18 protein-coding genes and 1 tRNA gene are annotated in these 20,891 nt (G+C 53.3%); 7 read left to right on the plus strand and 12 right to left on the minus strand.

Annotated features, from left to right (window positions below):
- Window positions 1-24: 24 nt before the first annotated feature.
- The 9 genes from AAAU26_RS12490 to AAAU26_RS12530 all read right to left on the minus strand — a co-directional run bounded on the left by AAAU26_RS12490 (window position 25) and on the right by AAAU26_RS12530 (window position 10,648).
- Window positions 25-858: an abortive infection family protein gene (locus tag AAAU26_RS12490; protein ID WP_217210136.1), complete on the minus strand. Its 834-nt coding sequence runs from the start codon at window positions 856-858 to the stop codon at window positions 25-27.
- Window position 859: 1 nt separating this feature from the next.
- Entirely contained in the window at window positions 860-2,833 is a 1,974-nt protein-coding gene (locus AAAU26_RS12495) for a site-specific DNA-methyltransferase (protein ID WP_227618314.1), read from the minus strand.
- A 13-nt stretch (window positions 2,834-2,846) separates the two neighbouring features.
- On the minus strand, window positions 2,847-3,395 hold the full coding sequence (locus AAAU26_RS12500) for a TIR domain-containing protein (protein WP_227618315.1): 549 nt from the start codon (window positions 3,393-3,395) through the stop codon (window positions 2,847-2,849).
- A gap of 1 nt (window position 3,396) precedes the next feature.
- A complete protein-coding gene (locus AAAU26_RS12505) occupies window positions 3,397-3,858 on the minus strand; it encodes a hypothetical protein (protein WP_217210140.1) in 462 nt (153 codons plus the stop codon).
- 11 nt (window positions 3,859-3,869) lie between these two features.
- Window positions 3,870-4,460 carry a toll/interleukin-1 receptor domain-containing protein gene (locus AAAU26_RS12510; protein ID WP_227618316.1) on the minus strand — a complete coding sequence of 197 codons (591 nt, stop codon included), beginning with the start codon at window positions 4,458-4,460 and terminating at the stop codon, window positions 3,870-3,872.
- A gap of 2 nt (window positions 4,461-4,462) precedes the next feature.
- The gene (locus tag AAAU26_RS12515) at window positions 4,463-5,113 is read right to left on the minus strand and encodes a DUF4391 domain-containing protein (RefSeq protein WP_217210142.1); all 651 of its coding nucleotides are present in this window, start codon (window positions 5,111-5,113) and stop codon (window positions 4,463-4,465) included.
- 19 nt (window positions 5,114-5,132) lie between these two features.
- Window positions 5,133-8,363, minus strand: coding sequence for a helicase-related protein (locus tag AAAU26_RS12520; protein ID WP_227618317.1), 3,231 nt, complete (start codon window positions 8,361-8,363; stop codon window positions 5,133-5,135).
- A 303-nt stretch (window positions 8,364-8,666) separates the two neighbouring features.
- The gene (gene groL / locus AAAU26_RS12525; protein ID WP_149793725.1) at window positions 8,667-10,310 is read right to left on the minus strand and encodes a chaperonin GroEL; all 1,644 of its coding nucleotides are present in this window, start codon (window positions 10,308-10,310) and stop codon (window positions 8,667-8,669) included.
- A gap of 53 nt (window positions 10,311-10,363) precedes the next feature.
- Complete coding sequence (locus tag AAAU26_RS12530; RefSeq protein ID WP_015563875.1) at window positions 10,364-10,648, minus strand: co-chaperone GroES; 285 nt, start codon at window positions 10,646-10,648, stop codon at window positions 10,364-10,366.
- A 421-nt stretch (window positions 10,649-11,069) separates the two neighbouring features.
- Here AAAU26_RS12530 and bilQ point away from each other — a divergent pair, with 421 nt between their 5' ends.
- The 3 genes from bilQ to bilS are packed head-to-tail and all read left to right on the plus strand — an operon-like array spanning window position 11,070 to window position 13,161.
- Complete coding sequence (gene bilQ / locus AAAU26_RS12535; RefSeq protein ID WP_158401551.1) at window positions 11,070-11,483, plus strand: bilirubin utilization transcriptional regulator BilQ; 414 nt, start codon at window positions 11,070-11,072, stop codon at window positions 11,481-11,483.
- Complete coding sequence (gene bilR, locus AAAU26_RS12540) at window positions 11,483-12,610, plus strand: bilirubin reductase (RefSeq protein WP_227618421.1); 1,128 nt, start codon at window positions 11,483-11,485, stop codon at window positions 12,608-12,610. Before bilQ ends, bilR begins: the two co-directional genes overlap by 1 nt.
- A 59-nt stretch (window positions 12,611-12,669) precedes the next feature.
- Window positions 12,670-13,161 (plus strand): flavodoxin family protein BilS, encoded by a 492-nt coding sequence (gene bilS / locus AAAU26_RS12545; protein WP_227618318.1) that lies wholly within the window; start codon window positions 12,670-12,672, stop codon window positions 13,159-13,161.
- Between the two features lie 102 nt (window positions 13,162-13,263).
- Here bilS and AAAU26_RS12550 read toward each other — a convergent pair whose 3' ends face one another.
- The 3 genes from AAAU26_RS12550 to AAAU26_RS12560 form a co-directional block, all read right to left on the minus strand.
- Window positions 13,264-14,244 (minus strand): diacylglycerol/lipid kinase family protein, encoded by a 981-nt coding sequence (locus AAAU26_RS12550; protein WP_227618319.1) that lies wholly within the window; start codon window positions 14,242-14,244, stop codon window positions 13,264-13,266.
- 68 nt (window positions 14,245-14,312) lie between these two features.
- Window positions 14,313-16,616 carry an ATP-dependent Clp protease ATP-binding subunit gene (locus AAAU26_RS12555; protein WP_015563871.1) on the minus strand — a complete coding sequence of 768 codons (2,304 nt, stop codon included), beginning with the start codon at window positions 16,614-16,616 and terminating at the stop codon, window positions 14,313-14,315.
- 314 nt (window positions 16,617-16,930) lie between these two features.
- Window positions 16,931-17,004 (minus strand) — tRNA-Gln (locus AAAU26_RS12560).
- Window positions 17,005-17,268: 264 nt separating this feature from the next.
- Here AAAU26_RS12560 and AAAU26_RS12565 point away from each other — a divergent pair.
- The 4 genes from AAAU26_RS12565 to AAAU26_RS12580 all read left to right on the plus strand — a co-directional run bounded on the left by AAAU26_RS12565 (window position 17,269) and on the right by AAAU26_RS12580 (window position 20,755).
- The gene (locus AAAU26_RS12565; protein ID WP_227618320.1) at window positions 17,269-17,553 is read left to right on the plus strand and encodes a DUF2508 domain-containing protein; all 285 of its coding nucleotides are present in this window, start codon (window positions 17,269-17,271) and stop codon (window positions 17,551-17,553) included.
- Between the two features lie 114 nt (window positions 17,554-17,667).
- Window positions 17,668-17,814 carry a six-cysteine ranthipeptide SCIFF gene (gene scfA, locus AAAU26_RS12570; RefSeq protein WP_015563834.1) on the plus strand — a complete coding sequence of 49 codons (147 nt, stop codon included), beginning with the start codon at window positions 17,668-17,670 and terminating at the stop codon, window positions 17,812-17,814.
- A gap of 69 nt (window positions 17,815-17,883) precedes the next feature.
- On the plus strand, window positions 17,884-19,335 hold the full coding sequence (gene scfB, locus AAAU26_RS12575) for a thioether cross-link-forming SCIFF peptide maturase (RefSeq protein ID WP_149793733.1): 1,452 nt from the start codon (window positions 17,884-17,886) through the stop codon (window positions 19,333-19,335).
- A 4-nt stretch (window positions 19,336-19,339) separates the two neighbouring features.
- Window positions 19,340-20,755, plus strand: coding sequence for an aminotransferase class I/II-fold pyridoxal phosphate-dependent enzyme (locus AAAU26_RS12580; protein ID WP_227618321.1), 1,416 nt, complete (start codon window positions 19,340-19,342; stop codon window positions 20,753-20,755).
- Window positions 20,756-20,891 lie beyond the last annotated feature (136 nt).

The raw sequence follows: 20,891 nt of genomic DNA on the forward strand, positions 1-20,891 counted from the left end.
TTACATTTTTGATCCAAGTTTCAATTAGGACATACCTTCTTCGTATGTATCCCACAAAAAAGTAACAAAGGTAATGCTACATCCAACTGCCAACTTTGCATGACGTGTTTCTAATCCCGCAAACGAAGCACTTTTTCCATGACCACTACCATACGGATTACGTATTTCTGCAAGCTTTGTGGAAATCCCTCTTAAATTCCCAAGAACAGCCTTAATGTTTTCTGATACAGGATCGTTTTTCGAAATTGATTCAGGTGTAAGATTCAGAAGGTTCAGGGTTTCACCTGTCAGCTTGCCCATATTCCAGTTCTTATCCCATGCTACGCCTTTATTATCCAGAATCGTTTTACAACAACTTTCAATTAGTTCTTTGGCTTTGCCGATTGCATCTGTCGGATTTTCACTTTGCATTTTTAACATTAACTCAATCTGCTTAGAAAGATATTGGCTTGAGAACTTCTCCTGTAATTCCGTTGCATTTACAGCCAGTGGGGTTGTGTTGTTCAAAACGCGATTCATATATGCACGACATTTCTTGTATAAACGGGCATATTCCGCATTATACTGGCAATAGCTATACTCATCATCGGTTAAGTTCTCAGTATACTCTTGTTCGTAGTTTTCTTCATAATAGCTCAGCAAATCATTCAATAATTTTTCAATGTCACTTGTCGAAGCACTATTCACATATGCAGCCAGAGATTTTCCCTTTGACATATGATATTCGTTACATAATGCAATACCAATACTTTCCATCGTGAATACATCAAAGTCATTCGTAGTGAAATCGAGAACATAGCCACCACGATTGAATAGTTTTAAGAATGTTCCTATCTCAATATTTGTTAGTTTATCCATATCACAGTACCTTCCTTACCGTTTCCGGGCTATACGTTTCAAAAATCTGGTCAAAGTTTGTCGCAACACTGTCGTTTGCCATGGAGCTGTCACGGAAAACAGCATAGTACGGCTTCATCTTAGCAATGGCCTTGACAGTCTCCTCCGTCACATCATGGTCAAAGCAGGCCAGCAAAAAGCCCTCTGCCACGTTGAACACCTTTTTGCCCGCAATCTCTTTCACCTCAATGGGACTGGACAACAGCACACCCAGATCCAGCATCACCTGGAACAGCAAATCTTCCGGGGTACGGTCGGGTTTGACGTTATCTACCAGAGAGAACATATCCTGCTGCTGGGTCTCCTCCGGCGTGTAGTAAACCGGCTTCATGTTGCTTTCATCCAGGCGCAGACAGCGGAAACCAATATCCAAATCAGCCGGGGCAGTCAACCCGGCATCTTCCTTGATTTTTCGGCCAGCCCGACGGATGCGCTCCTTGCCGATTTCGCAGATGTTCTTATAGCCAGCCTTGTACGCTTCGCTCTTCTCGTCCGTCTTTTCCGGCAACTGCACCATAATAAATTTACGGTGTCCCCCGTCCTCGGCGTTCAGTTTCATTACAGCATGGGCAGTAGTAGCGGAACCAGAGAAAAAATCAAGAACCACATCCGACATAGATGTAGCATAGCTAGTAATTGTCTTCAAGAGTTCTACTGGCTTGGAATAGTCAAATACAGCAGCATCAAAAACCTGAGTTATATTTTTCTTTGAATTATCGTTAGAATACTCATTTTCAATAAACTCTAGTGTGGAAATCGCCTTTGTTCTCTCCATATATTCGAGTTGAAAGCCATTTCCTTTTTTGACAATTTTGCAATTCTGGTACGTCTTTGTATAAATTCTAGAATGGCTCTCATAATCTTTGATTACGATAAAACCATTTTTTAGCCCAAACTCAAATAATTCTTTACTCCATCTCCATGCCCAATCTGCACGTGCATGATTTCCCTTTTGGCGTTCAAGATACTTTTCATACGATTGACCAGGGTAAAAAGTTTTTCCTTTAACCGTAATCGGATAATCTAAACTAGCACTATATTGTAGACTATCATAATCCAATGTTTGGTTAAGTTTATATTTTCCACGGGTATCTATAAATTCATCACTAAACTTAAATCCATCATCCGTGTGTGAAGGCAAATAAAGCTTTACTGCGCTACTTTTTGCGTATGATAAAAGATAGTCATGATTTCTTGCTATTGCTTCAGTCGTTTTCCCTGCCTTTTTGGTAACGCGCGGAAAGCAGGCAAGATAATTTTCTTTTCCAAAAACTTCACTACAGACTTTTAATGAATTTTCAATTTCATTATCGTCAATACTAATAAAAATGACACCATCTTCTGCCAGCAAATCTTTTGCCAATTTCAACCGCGGATAAATCATATTGAGCCAATCCGTATGAAAGCGGCCATTGCTTTCGGTGTTGGTCACCATGCGGTTGCCTTCTTCATCATACTGACCGCTATTATCCATATAGTCCGCCGCACTCTGGGCAAAATCGTCCTCATAGACAAAATCATTGCCGGTGTTGTACGGCGGATCAATGTAGATCATCTTGACCTTGCCCAGATATGTTTCCTGCAAGAGCTTCAGCACTTCCAGATTATCGCCCTCGATATAAAGGTTCTCACTGTCAAAGCCGCCGGGTGTGCCATCTTTGCCAAAGCTGTCTGCCACAACCGGGCGCAGCGTTGCCGTAATGGGCGCATTGGCCGCCAACATCGCCTTTTTCTTGTCCGGCCATGTAAACTGGTAGCGCTCTTCCCGACCCTCCACAATGGAATCGGAAAGCTCCTGCCGCAGAACGTCAAAATCAATGGCGTGTTCTACTTTGCCGTCACGTTTTACCTCGGTAATGGCGTTGGGAAACAGCTTGCCGATTAAATCTATGTTGCGCTGTACACCGTCAAGGCTGTGCATTTTAAGGTTGTCCATAACTATAAACTCCTTATTTAGGATAACGATTTCGGATTTCAATTGCTTCTTCTATCAGTTTTTCAATATTATCTTTAATATCTTGATAAACAACCTTACTCGTTACATATGGCGGATCATATGCTTTACATACTGCGCTCATCAGAACGTCATTATCATCAAGTGGAGTACTTCTGTGAGATATATAATTTATTTGTCTATCAATGTAAAAATCATCAAAAGGATTGTGTCCTTTTGATGCCTGCCGTCCCCAATAATCTTCCAGTCCGTGAATGTAAATTCCAACGACTCCTTTTCCAAGTCTCCACGCTTGCTCAATTTCATATTGAACCCACCTGCGTGAAGCTGTATCAGTTCCAATGAGAACAACTATGCAAGAACGCATTCTCATCTCACTGTCAATCCATGCTTTAATCGCCGTATCGCTCTTCAAGCGAACTTTTTCCCAACCATTATCAAAAAATATTTCCTGCCCATCTACAGCCCCTATGTTTCTGACCTGTCCAACACGCCAAATATCTTTGTCAAAATGAAAACTAAAAAAGACTTGTCTCTTTGCCATCTTAAATCACTCCTGCAAATTTCAACGACACAATTATGACTCCAATAATAATAATTGGAACATAAAACATCCAGATGCTTGGGGATTGTAAACATTTAAGCCACGTTGCGTTTGCATCATAAAGTTCCGTATTTGAACATCTTGAATCTAAAGAAAAATCTGGAACGATTTTTTCATTCCGTATCTTTTCGTACAGAATCCGATACTGCTTTTCTAATTTGAGATAGTATGTATCCATCACCAGAAAGCAGATTACTGGAAGGAACGCAATCAATAATATCCATGCGCTCACCTCTGTAAAGGAAATCGCTGCTATCCCTGTCACAATAGTTGCTGCAAATCCTTTGTAAATTGCTGCTGATGTTGACATACGATCAATGACGCCCTGTATCATCTGAAGATGTACGACCTTGTCTTCATGCCTTGTTTTTTCATTTACTTCCAGCTCAGTTTCAGTATCCATTATTTCGTTCCTCAATGATTATTCAGCCAGTCTCTAAGAGGATTTATTGTACGATTTCCTTTTTCGTCTTCAGTCACAACATAATAGCCCCTTTGTACTGGGGTTCTATCTCTATAAAATTCCGTTCCATCATAATAAGCGATATATGGATATATCTGCATATACTCATTTCCTTTATAGGAAGCATCATCATACCCTTTTCGTTTTAACGGTAATATGGCGATATCTTTACTATTAAACTTCTGCGCATCTCCATATCCAAGTTCCCAATTACACCACTTCGATTCAACTGCCAAATCCGTTGCAAGAAGGATGAATTTGTCGCACTGACGAATACGCTCTTTAATTTTTGATGCCGTCACACCAGAAGTCACACTCGGCATAGAAGAATCTTTGCTGTCAATGTAAGCCTTGACATTATAGTTTTTCTCCAAGAAACCAATAAGACCGCTTAAATCCTCAAGGTCTTCATGTTTATGAGAAATAAAAACTGTCGTCATTCCATAAGATTGATAAATACTGGAAACCTCTCTGGATGCCGAATCCAGTCTTATCCCATCTTTATAATTCGAGAATTGACCACTTTCTAAAATTCGCTTCATTTTTATTTTCCTCTTTCCCGTATGTCTTTCATAGCACTCAGTTTTTGTACCAATTCAAACTTCTTCTTCGGTTGCTTTTCCTTCCGGATTTTAGCTTCCAATGTAGCAGTCTGCTTTTCAATTTGTTCCCGTTGCTTTTGCTGTTCAACGCTTTCTTTCAGAGTAGTACCATTTTTGTCAGCCAGAACCTCGCCTGCAATCTGACGGACAAAATTCTCATACACGGCATCCAGCGAAAGCCCATCCAGATGCACCGGCAGGTCGTCTTCGTCCAGCCAATCCGTAGAATAATAGCGGTCAACCTTAAAGGCCGTCTTGCCTGTCGCAGCCTCCTTGTAGCCGATGACAGCACGATACTTGCCCTCGTATTCCAGCAAAAAGAGGATGTGATACGGAATTTCCCGGTCGATCTGGCGCAGCACACTTTCGTCCAGCTCCGGGGCAGACAGCCGCATCTCAAACACCTCGATCTCCGTCACCTGCTCCCCAGCCGCCAGATTCAGGGTGGTGGCAGCAATCTTATTGCGCCAGTAGATGATTTTGATCTGCTCGACAAAGGCCTTCTTCATAGCCGGAGTGACAGCGATGTTCTCATAGAACTTCTGCTTCGGGATGCGTTTATTGAACTCGGTAGATACAGGTAAGCCCAGCACGTTTTTCACCCCTGTGCGTTCATTTTACAACAAGAAAGCAAATCAATTCAAAATCATCCAGTCCGGACACCTGACTGAGCAATGCCGTTGTTCCGCCCGCAGAGAACAGGCTGTCGATGTCGCTTTCTTCTTTGACATCAATGATTGAGTCAATGGCTTCACTCAGCAATTCGGACATTTCTGCCATGTCCTTTCCATCGTCTGTTTCCCTATTGAAGCGTTCATACACCTCTTTGATTGGCTCAGTCTTTCCACGGCACAGCAGCCGGATATCATCCAACATCTTTTTCGGATTCAGATAGTCGCAGATGATCTGTCCGTCCACTCCGATATAAACCATGTAGAACGGATGGATCCGGTTGCGGTTATCCGCATTGACGCTATTATTGATGTTTTTCAGCACGAAGATCACGCCCTCCGGCAGTTCATCCGTAGCTGGAACCACCGCATGAAGTCCACGGGGCTTCTTGTCCAGATCGCCGTTGTGCTTGATGTAATCCAGCAGGTCGAGCCGGAACTCGTTCAGTCCCAGATCCATGATGGAGATGCCGTCCGACATATCCTCGATGTCAACGACCTCTTCCTGCAAGCGTTTCAGCTGTGCCTTGCGGTACTCCAAATCACCCTTTTCTTCGGGGTTGATAAGGTCATCATCTCCGGTAGAGGTCATAACTGTGATTTTCATGCGGGTCTCCACACGGGATTTCAGGTTGATGTAATCGTCCAGCGTCAGATCAGGCCAGAAGTTCACAAGCTGGATGTACTGGTTTCTGCTGCCGATACGGTCGATTCGTCCAAAACGCTGGATAATGCGTACCGGGTTCCAGTGAATGTCATAGTTGATCAGATAATCGCAGTCCTGCAAGTTCTGACCTTCAGAAATGCAGTCTGTCGCAATCAGCACATCAATTTCCGTGGCACTACCGGGCATCAGAACATCCCGGTCTTTGGAAATGGGAGAGAAGCAGGTCAGCACGTTGTTGAGTGTTGCCTTGAAGCCTTTGATCGTGGTACGTCCGTCAATCGAGCCAGTAATTACAGCGGTATTCAGCCCATATTTCTGCTTTACAAACGCACTCACATTGTCAAAGAGGTACTCTGCCGTATCCGAAAATGCAGAGAAAATCAGCACTTTTCTGTTGTCGGCATTGATCGGGTGCTCAATTTTTTCAGACAGCAGCTTGAACAGTTCTTGCAGCTTTGTGTCATGCTGCGGCGTGATATCTGCCACCATAAAGGTCAACAGCTCCAGAATTTCTGCATCTTTCCGAAGCTCCGTACGCCAGCTCTTCCAGTCCATATCCGCAAGGTCGATTTTGACTTTTTTGCCGACGGTGAAAAAGTCAGTGTTTTCATCGTCCATGTCAAAATCGTCTCCGGCCATGTCGTATATATCCAGATCAGCGTGGCCGGAGCGTTCAAACTGGTCAATGGACTGAATCGTACCATCAATCAGTTTCTTGATGCGCATCAGGGTCAGCTGGAACGAATGTACAGAGCTTTCCAGCCGTTTCAGCAGATTGATACTCATCAACCGACAAATACCCTGCTCACGGCCTCTCTGGGTCAGATTTTCTCCCTTATTGTGCGTCAGCTCCTGATATTTCTGGATCTTACTTGCGAAGATGTAGTTGGAGGGCATATAGACGCACAAGCTCAGCTGAATCAGCTGCTCATAAATTTCGTTGTAGTTGATGGCATTATTCAGGTCTGTCAGACATGGCCGAACGGAAATCGGCTTCAACCGCTCTGGGAACTTTCCGATAGCGTTGGTGTTGTAGTACTTCTCGATATGCTTCCGAGAACGTGCGATGGTAACACTGTCCAGCAGCTCGAAGAAGTCGAAATCCAATGTCCGCAGCAGCGCATCCGTGGTTCTCTCTTCTGGTTTCAGTTTGCTCCATGCGTTAAAGGCTTTTTGCGCCTGCTTAAAGATGTCTTCAATGCTCTTTGAGGTGTTCAGCCTTTCATCCAGATATTCGGAGTTTCCCTCATAGGCAAGGGCCAGCTGATTTTTCAAATCCACAAAGCGGTTGTTGACCGGCGTTGCCGAAAGCATCAGCACCTTGGTCTTAACTCCGGCACGGATCACCTTGTCCATCAGCCGCTGGTAACGGTTGTCCTGCGTCTTGCTGTGCGTACCGATGCCGTTGCGGAAGTTGTGCGATTCATCAATGACTACCAGATCGTAGTTGCCCCAGTTCAGGCGATCCAGATCGAGGCCATTCGATTTTCCGCTGCTTCTGGACAGGTCTGTGTGGAACAGGACGTCATAGTTCAGCCGATCCGATGCAATTGGGTTGTTCACATAGTTGTCCTTGTAGGTATTCCAGTTCTCTGCCAGCTTTTTGGGGCACAGCACAAGAACCGACTTGTTTCGATTCTCATAATACTTTACGACAGCCAGTGCGGTAAATGTCTTGCCAAGACCAACACTGTCCGCAAGGATGCAGCCGTTGTACTTTTCCAGCTTATTGATGATGGCAAGCACCGCATCCTTCTGGAAGTCGTACAGCAGGCTCCAGATTTTGCTCTGCTTAAAGCCGGTTGACTCATTCGGCAGTTCGTCTTCTGAGATGTCGTCCAAAAACTCGCTGAACACATGATACAGCGTCATAAAGTAGATGAACTCCGGGGAATTTTCTGCATAAGCCGTGCTGATATTCTCCAGTACTACATCTGTGACATCCTGCATTTTGTCCCGGTCGTTCCACAGGGTATCGAACAACTTCATGTACTGCTGTGCGAACGGAGCCTCCATGCAGTTGACCATGTTGTAGCTGTTATTTCCGCGCTCACAGCCAATATCAACTGTCGTAAATCCACCAATCGGCATATAGGCGGTCTGTGCTGCGCCGGAATCCACAGTCATAAAGCCAGCCATATTTTCACCGGTGGTGTTCGATTTGAACGTAGCCTTTCTTCTGATCCAGTCTGCGCATTCCTTTGCGATGGCTCTCTGGGTCATCTCATTGCGCAGTTTGATTTCAAACTCTGTACCGTAAAGGCTCGTTTCACGAGAAATGCGGGGAATGTAGAACTCCCGCTTCTGCTTTTCAGCCTTTTCTTTCACAAACGTGGGGGATGTAAAGATAAATTCAAACTCGTCTATGGTTTCCAGCTGCTTCTTTAGCTCTTTGTAGGCATACATCGAAAAGCAGGCTGCCGCAATAGACACCCTGCTGCCTTTTTTGATCTCGACCCGTAAATCATCTCGAACGGTATTGGTGATGTTATCCAGAATTTTCATATCATCCACCGGCTTTATGCTTATCCGTATTTTTTATATCCTTGACTATGAAAGCGCTCTTACAAAACTCTATTTCTATTATACCACCCACTTTTTCCCCTGTAAACGAAAAAGCTGACGGTGTGTAGCGTGCAGCATCCATCAGCTTTTCGTGACACAAAAATCGGCACCCGCTTTTCAGCGAGTGCCGATTTTGTTACCCTATAGTGCGCTTTGATTTTTGGCGTAAGTGGCGTAAGTTTGGCGTAAATCCGCTTTTGCGCGCTCCAAAAATCAAGGATTCATGCGGTTTTTAGGCAGTTATTAGTACATGCCGCCCATACCGCCCATGTCACCGCCAGCGGCAGCAGGAGCAGCCGGGGGTTCGGGCAGGTCGGCCACGAGGCTCTCGGTGGTCAGCACCATCTCAGCGACGGATGCTGCGTTCTCCAGAGCGGAGCGGGTGACCTTGGTCGGGTCAACGATGCCGGCGGCGATCATATCCTCGACGTAGACTTCATTCTGAGCGTCGAAGCCGTAGTTGGGCTTGTTGGCAGAGATGATCTTGTCGATGATGACGCTGCCCTCGAGGCCGGCGTTCTTGGCGATCTGGCGCAGAGGAGCTTCCAGAGCCTTCAGGACGATCTTAGCACCGGTGCGCTCGTCGCCTTCCAGCGTATCGCACAGCTCACGGACAGCAGGGATGGCGTTGATGGGAGCAGTGCCGCCGCCAGCAACGACGCCTTCCTGAACAGCAGCCTTGGTTGCGTTCAGAGCATCCTCGATGCGGAGCTTCTTGTCCTTCATCTCGACCTCAGTAGCAGCGCCGACCTTGATGACAGCCACGCCGCCAGCCAGCTTTGCCAGACGCTCCTGCAGCTTCTCGCGGTCGAAGTCGCTGGTAGCGGCCTCGATCTGGTTGCGGATCTGACCGATGCGGGATGCGATAGCGTCCTTGTCGCCAGCGCCGCCCACGATGGTGGTGTTCTCCTTGGTGACCTTGACCTGACGGGCATGACCCAGCATGTCAACGGTAGCGTCCTTCAGCTCATAGCCGAGGTCTGCAGAGACAACCGTGCCGCCGGTCAGGGTAGCAATATCCTGCAGCATCTCCTTGCGGCGGTCGCCAAAGCCGGGAGCCTTGACAGCCACGACGTTCAGGGTGCCGCGCAGGCGGTTGACGATGAGGGTGGACAGAGCCTCGCCCTCGATGTCCTCGGCCACGATGAGCAGCTTCATGCCGTTCTGCATGACCTGCTCCAGCAGAGGAACGAGGTCCTGAATGACGCTGATCTTCTTATCGGTGATGAGGATGGCGGCATTGTCCAGAACAGCCTCCATCTTGTCGGTATCGGTGACCATATAGGGGGTCAGGTAGCCGCGGTCGAACTGCATACCTTCGACGATCTCGTTGTAGGTCTCGGCAGTGGTCTTGTTCTCCTCGATGGTGATGACGCCGTCGGAAGTGACCTTCTCCATCGCCTCGGCGATAAGACGGCCGATCTCGGGGTCGCCTGCAGAGATGGTGCCGACGCGGGCGATGTCGTTGGAGTCCTTGACCTTCTGGCTGTGTGCCTTGATGGTCTCGACGGCCTTAGCGACAGCCTTGGTCATGCCGCGGCGGATGTCCATCGGGTTTGCACCGGCGGTGACATTCTTCATGCCCTCGGTGACCATAGCCTGTGCCAGAACGGTCGCGGTGGTGGTGCCGTCGCCTGCGGCGTCGTTGGTCTTGGTAGCGACCTCACGCACCAGCTGTGCGCCCATGTTCTCGAACTCGTCCTTCAGCTCGATTTCCTTTGCGATGGTCACACCGTCGTTGGTGATGACGGGGGCGCCGAACTTCTTGCTCAGCACCACGTTGCGGCCCTTGGGGCCGAGGGTGATCTTAACAGTATCTGCCAGAGTGTCGATACCGGCACACAGTGCCTTGCGGGCTTCCTCGCCCTGCTTGATCTGCTTAGCCATATTTTATCGCTCCTTCGTAAAAGCTTGATTATCCCAGTGTGAGGGAAAGACGCTTACTCCACGATGGCCAGAATGTCGGCCTGACGCACGATGGTGCATTCTTCGCCGTCCACCTTGACCTCGGTGCCGGAGTACTTGCTGGTGAGCACCTTGTCGCCCACCTTGACAGTCATCTTGACTTCCTTGCCGTCCACGACACCGCCGGGGCCAACGGCCACGACCTGTGCCACCTGGGGCTTCTCTTTAGCGCTGCCGGTCAGGATGAGGCCGCCCTTGGTGGTCTCCTCAACCTCAACAGTCTTGATAACAACACGGTCTGCAAGAGGAATGATCTTCATCGTTCTTGCCCTCCTATTATAAATATAAAAGATAAACTGTTTTATGTCCCGGGGGCTTTGCCCTTCCGGTTGTTTAGCACTCTTTTTCCTTGAGTGCTAAATGTATTGTACTCATCTTGGAGTCAAAAATCAAGGGGTTTTGCAAATTTCTTTGTTAAGTTTTTATGTCCTTTCCATGAGCCATGTTCTTTTTGCCCTCGCCATGTACGAACAATGTACGATCCATCTACCTTTCAGATAACAAAAAACGCACCCGTCATAAGACCAGTGCGTTAAACTATAGGGGGATCATCTCTCTATTTGGGCAATTCCGGTTCACCTTCATATTTTCGCTCCGAAACACAGTGCAGTCAAAACACTTGACTTTGTCAAGTAACAGTGCTATAATGCTTTCCATTCAAAAGCAGAAGGAGTTGACGAAATGGAGCCCTCCACGGTATCTTCCTGCATTCTGACCCTGCACAGAGAGTTTGCCGCTTACACAACCCAGCGGTTACAGGAACTGGGTCTGAGCTTCGGGCTGATATATTTTGTCATTTATGTAGGAAAGCATCCGGATTGTACGCCTTCGGAACTGACCAAAGATCTTCATCTGGATTGGGGCCACTCCCAGCGCAGCCTGAACAAGCTGGCCGAAGACGGCTTTCTGACGAAAGAAAAGAATGGGCGCAGCTACCACCTGAAGCTGACCCAGAGGGGTGAAAACGCCTTTGTGGTCTGTCATCAGGTCTTTATCGACTGGGATGCGCAGAGTCTGGGCGGACTGACAGCGCAGGAGCGGCAGCAGCTGCTGACATTACTGCAAAAAGCAGTGCAAAAGAAAGTGTGCAAATGATGTACGAAACGATCTTGAGTCCGATCCATTATGGTGGGATGCAGCTGAAAAACCGCATCATTTTTGCGCCGACAACATTCGGGCTGTCGGATGAAGAATACCTTGCAAAGATCCGTGCCATTGCACAGGGCGGCTGTGCCATGATCATCGTGGGCGATGTCCCGGTGGGCAAAAGCAAATTTGAAAAATCTCTATTTGACCCCAAAGGCTTTGCATTCTACCAGCAGGTCGTGAAAATCGCCCATGCTGCGGATTGCAAAGTCTGTGCCCAGCTGCACCAGAGCGATTCCAACCTGCTGGCCCTGTTCAAGTACATTCCCGGCGTCCTGCTGAAGAAGATCACTCCGGATCAGCTGCGGGAAAAACTGAACGCCGAAGTCGCTCCTTACATTACAAAGATGTCCAAACGGAAGATCCGGACCATCATCAGCGGGTTTGGAAAAGCGGCGGTGCTGGCAAAACAGGCCGGTTTTGATATGATGCAGGTGCATGGCGACCGGATGTGCGGCAGTTTCAGTTCGGCCATCTTCAACCACCGCACCGACGAATACGGCGGCAGCGCAGAAAACCGCGCCCGTTTTGCGGCGGAAGCGGTCTCGGCTGTCCATGCGGCGGTTCCGGGGATGCCCATTGATTACAAGCTGGCCGTCCGGCAGGAAAACCCGCACTTTGGCAATGCCGGTGTGGTGGAAGAAGAACTGCCGGTGTTCGTTCCGCTGCTGGAGCAGGCGGGTGTGACCAGCTTCCATGTAACGCTTGCAAACCATTCCGCATTGGAAAACACCATCCCGCCCGCCGATCATCCCTATTTCAGCCAGCCGGGATGCTTCCTCAAATTCTGCGATGAGGTGCGGCAGTACACCGAGCTGCCCATCTGTGGTGTCGGTGGTCTGAACGACCCGGATCTTGTGGAGCAGCAGCTCGCCAGCGGACGCATCCAGTGCGCCGCCATGAGCCGCCAGCTTCTGGCAGACCCAGATTGGGTGAACAAGCTGAAAAACGGGCAGGCAAAACAGATCCACCGCTGTCTCCGCTGCAACAAGAAGTGTCTGGGCGGGCTGACGGCACATCAGGGAACTCACTGTGTTTATGATGCTTTGCGAGAAAAAGAAGCCAAAAACGCATAAACCTACCCGACAAAAAATCACGATATACTCAACAAAAAGACATTCACAAAGGAGAAGTTATGAGTTACGCGATCGTATACAGCAGCAAAACAGGCAACACAAAATTATTGGCAGATACGCTGCACGACTGCCTGCCGCAGGAAGGCTGCATTTATTTCGGCATCCCGGATCCTGCCGCCATGGAAGCGGACACCCTTTATGTGGGCTTCTGGACGGACAAGGGAAATGCCGATGAAAGCACTTTGGACTTTTTGAAGCAGCTGCACGGCAAAAACATCTTTCTCTTTGGCACTGCCGGCTTCGGCGGCAGTAAAGAATACTTTGATAAGATCTTGAAAAAGACGGAGCATTCGCTGGACAAGAGCAACACTGTTTTCGGCTGCTATATGTGTCAGGGCAAAATGCCGATGTCCGTACGCCAGCGGTACGAAGAGATGAAAAAGCAGCCGATCCATCTGCCCAATCTGGATGCCATGATCGAGAATTTTGACAAGGCTCTTTCTCACCCGAATGCGGATGATCTGGAGCAGCTGAAACAGGCTGTAAGATAACGGAAAAGGCGGCGGCTTCCCTTGACAAGGAAAGCCGCCGCCTTTGTTGATCATCCGATGAGCCCCTAAAGAAACGTGCAGGGCGCTTCTCATACTTTCATTTTACACGTTGGCACGCTGGGCCATGAACCGCTCATAGGCCGGTTTGGGCAGCAGGACGCGCCCGGCCAGCGGCTTGAGCTGCGCGGTGATGGCGTCGCAGGGAGCGCACTCGCCGTCGGCGGTCGCCACGATAGGGCCGCGTCCGTCTGCCGGGCGCAGGGAGACGCACTTTGCCCGGCGGTAGATGAAGTAGGGCTTTGCCTGTTCCGTCAGCTCACCGTTCCGGAAGTGCCTGCCGCTCTTATACATTCCCAGCAGGCGGGCGATCGTCAGGCGGCTCACCCTGCGGATGATGAAAACGTCCAGCCAGCCGTCGTCGGGCTGAGCCTCGGGGGCTGCATAAAAGCCGCCTCCATAGGTGCGGCCATTGCAGACGGCACACATCAGGCAGTCCACCGTCAGCTCCTCGCCGTCGATGGTAAAGGTCACGTTCCGTCCGATGTGGCCGCAGAGCTGCTTGACGATGGAGAGTGCATAGGCCATCTCGCCGCCGCAGAACGGGATGCGCCGGAACTGCGGGATACCGTAAGCCACCTGTGCATCGAGCCCGGCGGCGCAGATGGTCGCCGAAAGGCCGAGGTCGGTCTGCATCAGATCAATGTCCACCTCGCCGCCCGCCAGCTGGGCGTCGAGGTCATTGAACTCTTCCCGCGTGCCGTAGGTGCGCAGAAAATCGTTGCCGCTGCCAAAGGGCAGACACCCCACCGCCGCGAGGCTGCACCCCTGCGCCCCTGTCAGCGCCTCGTTGAAGGTGCCGTCGCCGCCCGCTGTCCAGATGCGCACCGGCTCACCGTCGGCCTGCGCGGTGTGCGCCGCCTCAGCAGCCAGCTCCCGGGCATGGCCCGCGTACTGGGTCACAACGACCTTCCGTTTTTCCGGCGGGATGCCCGCCCGCTGGGCTGCTGCCTGGATGGCCGGGGCCAGCTCGGCAGTGCAGTCCCGCTTACCGGCGGTGGGATTGAGCAAAAACAGATAGCGCATTCGGCTTCCTCCTCTGGTAGTTCCTGCCCTCTATCATAGCGGAAAACCAGAGCAGATGCAAGAGTTTTTCAGCCGACACCCGCCGTCTGCGTCTCCTGCACCACGATCGTGCCGTCCTCGGCACAGTCTGCCGTCCAGTGCTGTCCGAGGCTCACACTGCCGGAGGCGATCTGGTCGGCGAAGGCCTGCTCCACGGCCCGGTCTACCTGTCGGCGCAGCTCTCGCGCGCCATAGGGCGAATGTGCTTTTGCCGCCAGCGCTGGGCCGACCCGGGCCGTGTGGGTCAGCTGGTAGCCGCTGCGGGCAGCACGCTCTTCCAGCTGGCCCAGCAGCTTTTCGGCGATGGAGCAGAGGCTCTGCTCCTCCAGCGGGCGGAAGACGATGAGCTCATCCAGACGGCCCACCAGCTCCGGTCGGAACCACTTTTTCGCCTCGGCAACAGCGGCCTCCGACTGCTTTTCAAAGGCGGCTTCGCTTCCCGCCCCGAAACCCAGCGGTGCGCTCTGCCCGGCGAGGAATCGTGCGCCGAGGTTGGAGGTCAGCAGGACGATGGTATTGCGGAAATCCGCCTTGCGGCCCATGGAGTCGGTCAGCTGGCCGTCCTCGAGCATCTGCAGGAGCACATTCTGAATATCCGGGTGCGCCTTTTCGATTTCGTCAAAGAGCACCACGCTGTAGGGGCGGCGGCGGACAGCCTCAGTGAGCTGACCGCCCTCGTCGTGGCCCAGATAGCCCGGAGGCGCACCCAGCAGACGCGCCACGGTGTGCTGCTCCTGATACTCCGACATATCGAACTTGAGCAGAGCCTTCTCGCTGCCGAACCAGCTCTCCGCCAGCGCCTTTGCCAGCGCGGTCTTGCCGACACCGGTAGGCCCGAGGAAGAGCATCGCGCCGATCGGCCGGCCCGGCTCCCCCAGCCCGGTGCGGCTGCGCCGGATGGCCCCGGCCACGGCGGCGACAGCCCGGCTCTGGCCCACGACTTCGGCGTTCAGGCGCTCTTCGAGGCGGGCCAGACGTTCCCGCTCCTTTTCGCCCACCCGTTCTGCCGGGACGCCGCTGGCCTGCGCCACCACCCGGGCAATTTCCTTCCGGCTGAGGACGGGGTCTTTCTCCCCTTCCCGTTCGGCCCGGATGCGCACCGCCGCGCAGGCTTCGTCCACGAGGTCGATGGCCTTATCCGGCAGACAGCGCCCCGGTAGATACCGCACTGAAAGCTCCACGGCCTCCCTCAGGGCTTCGTTGGGCAGACGGACGCCGTGATACCGCTCGTAGCGGGGTGCCAGACCTTCCAGTATATCCACAGCCTGCTTCGGCGTAGGCTCTTCGATTTGGACGCGGCCAAATCGGCGCTCGAGGGCGGCGTCCTTCTGGATGTGGGTGCGGAATTCCTGATTCGTCGTCGCGCCGATGAGCTGCAGTTCACCCCGGGCCAGTACCGGCTTTAAGATGCTGGCTGCGTCGATAGCCCCCTCTGCCGCACCTGCGCCGACGATGGTGTGGAACTCATCCACGAAGAGGATGGCGCTGCCGTCCCGGACGAGTTCTTCCAGCAGGTTTTTGAACCGCTCTTCAAAATCGCCGCGGTACTTCGTACCAGCCACGAGGCTGGCCATGTCCAGCGCCAGCAGACGCCGCCCCTGGAGCATCCGGGGCACCTGCTTGTCGGCGATGCGCTGGGCAAGCCCTTCGGCCAGCGCGGTCTTGCCCACGCCCGGTTCGCCCACAAGGCAGGGGTTGTTCTTCTGGCGGCGGCATAAGATCTCTACCATCCGGTCCAGCTCTTTTTCCCGGCAGAACACCGGGTCCAGCTCGCCGTCCGCCGCCCGGCGGGTCAAATCGCGGCAGTATTTGTCGCTGGCCCGGCTGCCCCGCGGCAGCGACGACGCCGAGCGCGGCTGGATCGGCAGGATGAACTGCCCTGAAAGCTGGCGGCACTCCCGCACCGCCTCGGTGAGCTGGACACCCATGGATGCCAGCATGACCCCGGCGGCGCAGTCGGTGTCTTCCAGCATGGCGCAGAGCAGATGCTCCGGCTCGGCCCGGCTCAAGTGGGCGTTCTGCGCCCCGATGATGGCGTAGTCCATCGCCCGGCGCAGGTCCGCCGCCATATCGCCCCGGGCAAGCCTGGTGACCGAACCATCCCGCCCGGCGGACAGCTGACGCCGCACTTCCAGCTCCGAGATGTTCTTCCCGGCCAGAAAGCGGGCCGCCGGGCCGCCGTCCGCTTGCAGCATCGCCCACAGCAGGTGGCCGGTGTCTGCCTTTTTGCAGCCCAGCCCTCCGGCCAGCTCCACCGCCTTATCCAGCAGCTGCCCCGCCTCCCGGGAGAAGCCCTTATACCGTCCTTTGCCGAATGCGTCCCAAATGCTCATTTGCCTGCTCCTATCTTTCAGAAGCTGTTTTCGTAAGCAGGGTGCACCGGATGACGAGAGTTTTTGCTCCGCAGACAAGGCGATTTTCCGCAGCAATCCTGACGGATTGCAAGGGAAAGCAACGCAGTATGCGGACAAAAAGGCCGCGCAGACAGTGTGCAATGCTTATGAAAACGGCTTCTTATATTGCTGTTGCATCAAGAAACAGTATAGCCCCGGCAGGCGAGAAAAAATCAGAGCTTTGTGTCGCACCGGCCCAAAAACGCGCCGAGAGATAAAACAAAAAAGCCATCTGAACGAATCAGATGGCTTTCTGGTTGGGGATGAGAGAATCGAACTCCCACAAGTAGAGTCAGAGTCTACCGCACTACCACTATGCAAATCCCCAATATTCTGTTGTGTTTCGCGGCATTGAGCCGGTCAACGTGTGCTATTATAGCCGCCTTCGAGCGTTTTGTCAAGCAGATTTTTGAAAAAAGTTGTACTTTTTTCTTGCAGACTGCGATTCAGACGTACTTTCGAACAATTCAGAGAAGCCGACGCCTGACCGGGCAGAAGCAATTTCTTCTGTACTCTCTTGTGGCATTTTCTGCACGTTCCGCACCATACAATAAGGTGTACCTGATTTTCTACTTATAAAGGAGGACGCCTTATGCTGCAAACCCCATCCAAGACCACCCAGACTCTGCTTTCGCCCCGCATCCCCCGCGACAACGAGCACGAGCGCTACCACCCCGAGCTGGAAGAAGAGCTGAAAGAGTGCCTGTTCTGCCTGAAGCGGAACGCGATGATGTTCGACCTCGAGGTGGACTCCGACCTCATCGAGCAGCGCATCTACGAGCGGCAGGCGCTTTTGTGCCGCTACCGCTACCTGCTGGCCCGCGCCCGGGAGCTGGGGCTGCATACCATCCTGAAAAAGTATCAGCCGCTGGGATAAAAACCTACCCTCAAAATCTTGACAGAATCCGCACATCGTGTTATCATACATAAAGATAACACTGTATACAGAGAGCTGTATGCGAAACTTTGGAGCTTAGAGAGGTTTTCAACTATGGAACGTATTAAGACTATCGCTACTCGTGACCTGACCAAGAGCGTCGTGACCGGCGGCTGCGGCGAGTGCCAGACTTCTTGCCAGTCTGCCTGCAAGACCTCCTGCGGCGTCGCAAACCAGAAGTGCGAGAACAGCAATAAGTAATCATTGCAGACCCTATGCCGCCTTTGCAGGGCGGCATTTTTTTATGGCAATTATAGATTGGAGAATGAAATGGTACATCAGTATCAACTGAACGGATATAACATCGTGCTGGACAGCTGCAGCGGCTCGGTCCATGTCGTGGACGACGTGGCTTACGACGTCATTGCGATGTACAAAGAGCACTCTGCCGACGAGATCGTGGCCGCCATGCTGGCAAAGTATGCCGACCGCCCCGACGTCACCGAGGCCGACCTGCGCCAGTGCCTCGAGGACGTGGCCTCTCTGGAAGCCGCCGGCAAGCTTTGGGCTCCCGACGTCTACAAAGACATGGCTTTCGACTTCAAGAACCGCCAGACGGTGGTCAAGGCGCTCTGCCTCCACGTCGCCCACACCTGCAACCTCAACTGCTCCTACTGCTTCGCCTCGCAGGGCCGCTATCAGGGCGACCGCGCCCTGATGAGCTTCGAGGTGGGCAAGCGGGCTATGGACTTCCTCATCGAGAACTCCGGCACCCGCCGCAACCTCGAGGTCGATTTCTTCGGCGGCGAGCCTCTGATGAACTTCGACATGGTCAAAAAGCTCGTCGCCTACTGCCGCGAGCAGGAGAAGATCCACAACAAGAACTTCCGCTTCACCATGACCACCAACGGTATGCTCATCGACGACGATGTCATCGACTTCTGCAACAAGGAGTGCCACAATGTCGTGCTGAGCCTCGATGGCCGCAAGGAAGTCCATGACCGCTTCCGCAAGGACTACGCAGGCCACGGCAGCTATGACGCCATCGTGCCGAAGTTCCAGGAGTTCGTGAAAAAGCGCGGCGACAAGAACTATTACATGCGCGGCACCTACACCCACTACAACACCGACTTCACCAACGACATCTTCCACATGGCCGACCTCGGCTTCACGGAGCTGAGCATGGAACCGGTCGTCACCAAGCCCACCGACCCCAGCGCCCTCACCGCCGAGGACCTGCCCATCCTGAAGGAGCAGTACGAGATCCTTGCTAAGGAGATGATAAAGCGCGACCGCGAGGGCCGCGGCTTTACCTTCTACCATTACATGATCGACCTCACCGGCGGCCCCTGCATCTACAAGCGCATCTCCGGCTGCGGCTCCGGCACCGAGTACATGGCCGTCACCCCCTGGGGCGACCTCTACCCCTGCCACCAGTTCGTCGGTGACCCCAAGTACCTGATGGGCGACATCTGGAAGGGCGTCACCAACACCGCCGTGCGGGATGAGTTCAAGCACTGCAACGCCTACGCCCGCCCCGAGTGCAAGGACTGCTGGGCCAAGCTCTACTGCTCTGGCGGCTGTGCAGCCAACGCCTACCACGCCACCGGCAGCATCACCGGCGTCTACGAGTACGGCTGTGAGCTGTTCAAGAAGCGTGTCGAGTGCGCCATCATGATAAAAGTTGCTGAGAACCAGGAGCTGGCAGCTCAGGGCATCGAAGTTCCCATCGAGCTGGGCGGCACCTGCAACGCCTGCGCAGACGGCGAAGCCTGCGAATAAAGCCATGAACACTCCTATCGTCGATTTTGTCCGTCGCTACGCCCAGCAGCGCACCACCCGGATGCATATGCCGGGCCACAAGGGCCGCGGCCCGCTGGGCTGTGAAGAGCTGGACATCACCGAAATTGCGGGCGCAGACGAGCTGTACGAAGCCGAGGGCATCATCGCTCAGAGCGAGGCCAACGCGACGCAGCTCTTCAGCACCGCCCGCACCTATTACAGCACCGAGGGCAGCAGCCAGTGCATCCGGGCCATGCTCCACCTTGCGCTCCAAATGCGGCCCGCAAAGGCAGATCGGCCTGTCCTGCTGGCGGCGCGGAACGCCCACAAGGCCCTGCTCTACGCGGCGGCTCTGCTGGACTTCGACATCCAGTGGCTCTGGCCCGCGCCGGACGCCGCCGGGGCGCTCTGCACCTGCCCTGTGGAGCCGGAAGCTCTTGCCTCTGCGCTGGACGAGCTGTCCGCCGAGGGCCGCACGCCCTTCGGCGTCTACCTCACCAGCCCGGACTATCTGGGCTTTGTGCAGGATGTCGCGGGGCTGTCAGCAGTCTGCCACGCCCACGGCCTGCCCCTTCTGGTGGACAACGCCCACGGCGCCTATCTCCACTTTTTGAAAGAGGGCAGCCGCCACCCCATCCAGCTGGGCGCGGACCTTTGCTGTGACTCGGCTCACAAGACCCTGCCCGTCCTCACGGGCGGTGCCTATCTGCACCTTGGCTCGTCCGTGCAGGCCGACGAGGCCGCGGTGCGCAATGCGCTGGCTCTCTTCGGCTCCACCAGCCCCTCTTATCTCATTTTGCAGTCGCTGGACGCCGCCAACGCGGTTCTGGCCGACAGCTTCCGGGAGAAGCTGGACATCTGCCGCTGGCGGCTGGGGATGCTCTGCCGGGAGCTGGATGCCCTCCGGCCCGGGCTGGCGCTCCCCCTCACCGGGGCGCACCGCGAGCCCCTCAAGCTGACGCTGGACGCCGCCGCGCTGGGGCTTTCCGGCCAGCAGCTGGCGCAGGCTCTGCGGGAGCGGGGTGTGGAGTGCGAGTATGCCGACCCCCGTTACGTCGTGCTGATGCCTTCCGCCGAGAGTTCTGCGGCAGAGTTTGCCTGCCTGCAAACGGCCCTGCACGCCATCTGCGATGAGGCCTCTGCTGCCGATGTCTCCGTTACGGCTGACGATCCTGCCGCTTTCGCGGCATTGGCCGGGGCGCTCGAGGCACAGCCCCGCCGCTTCACCATCCGGGAAGCTGTCCTTGCACCGCAGGAGATGATCCCTGCCGCCGAGGCCGTGGGCCGCATCTGCGCCGCACCGGCGGTCTCCTGCCCGCCTGCCATCCCCATCGTGGTCAGCGGTGAGACGGCCCCGCCGGAGGCCCTCCCCCTCTTTTCCCGCTATGGCATTGAGAAGGTTGCCGTTGTAAAAGAATAAAGTGCAAAAATCATTTTCGTACTCTTCAGCCTCTTTTTTCACTCTATATTCAGAGTCCCCCCTAAGATTCAGCTAAAAGTCCCGCACATTTCTTGACAGACTTCGCATATTCTGGTTTAATAGAATTGGATAAAAG

This window comes from Faecalibacterium longum, from assembly GCF_040094125.1.
GTDB classification, from domain to species: Bacteria; Bacillota; Clostridia; order Oscillospirales; family Ruminococcaceae; genus Faecalibacterium; species Faecalibacterium longum.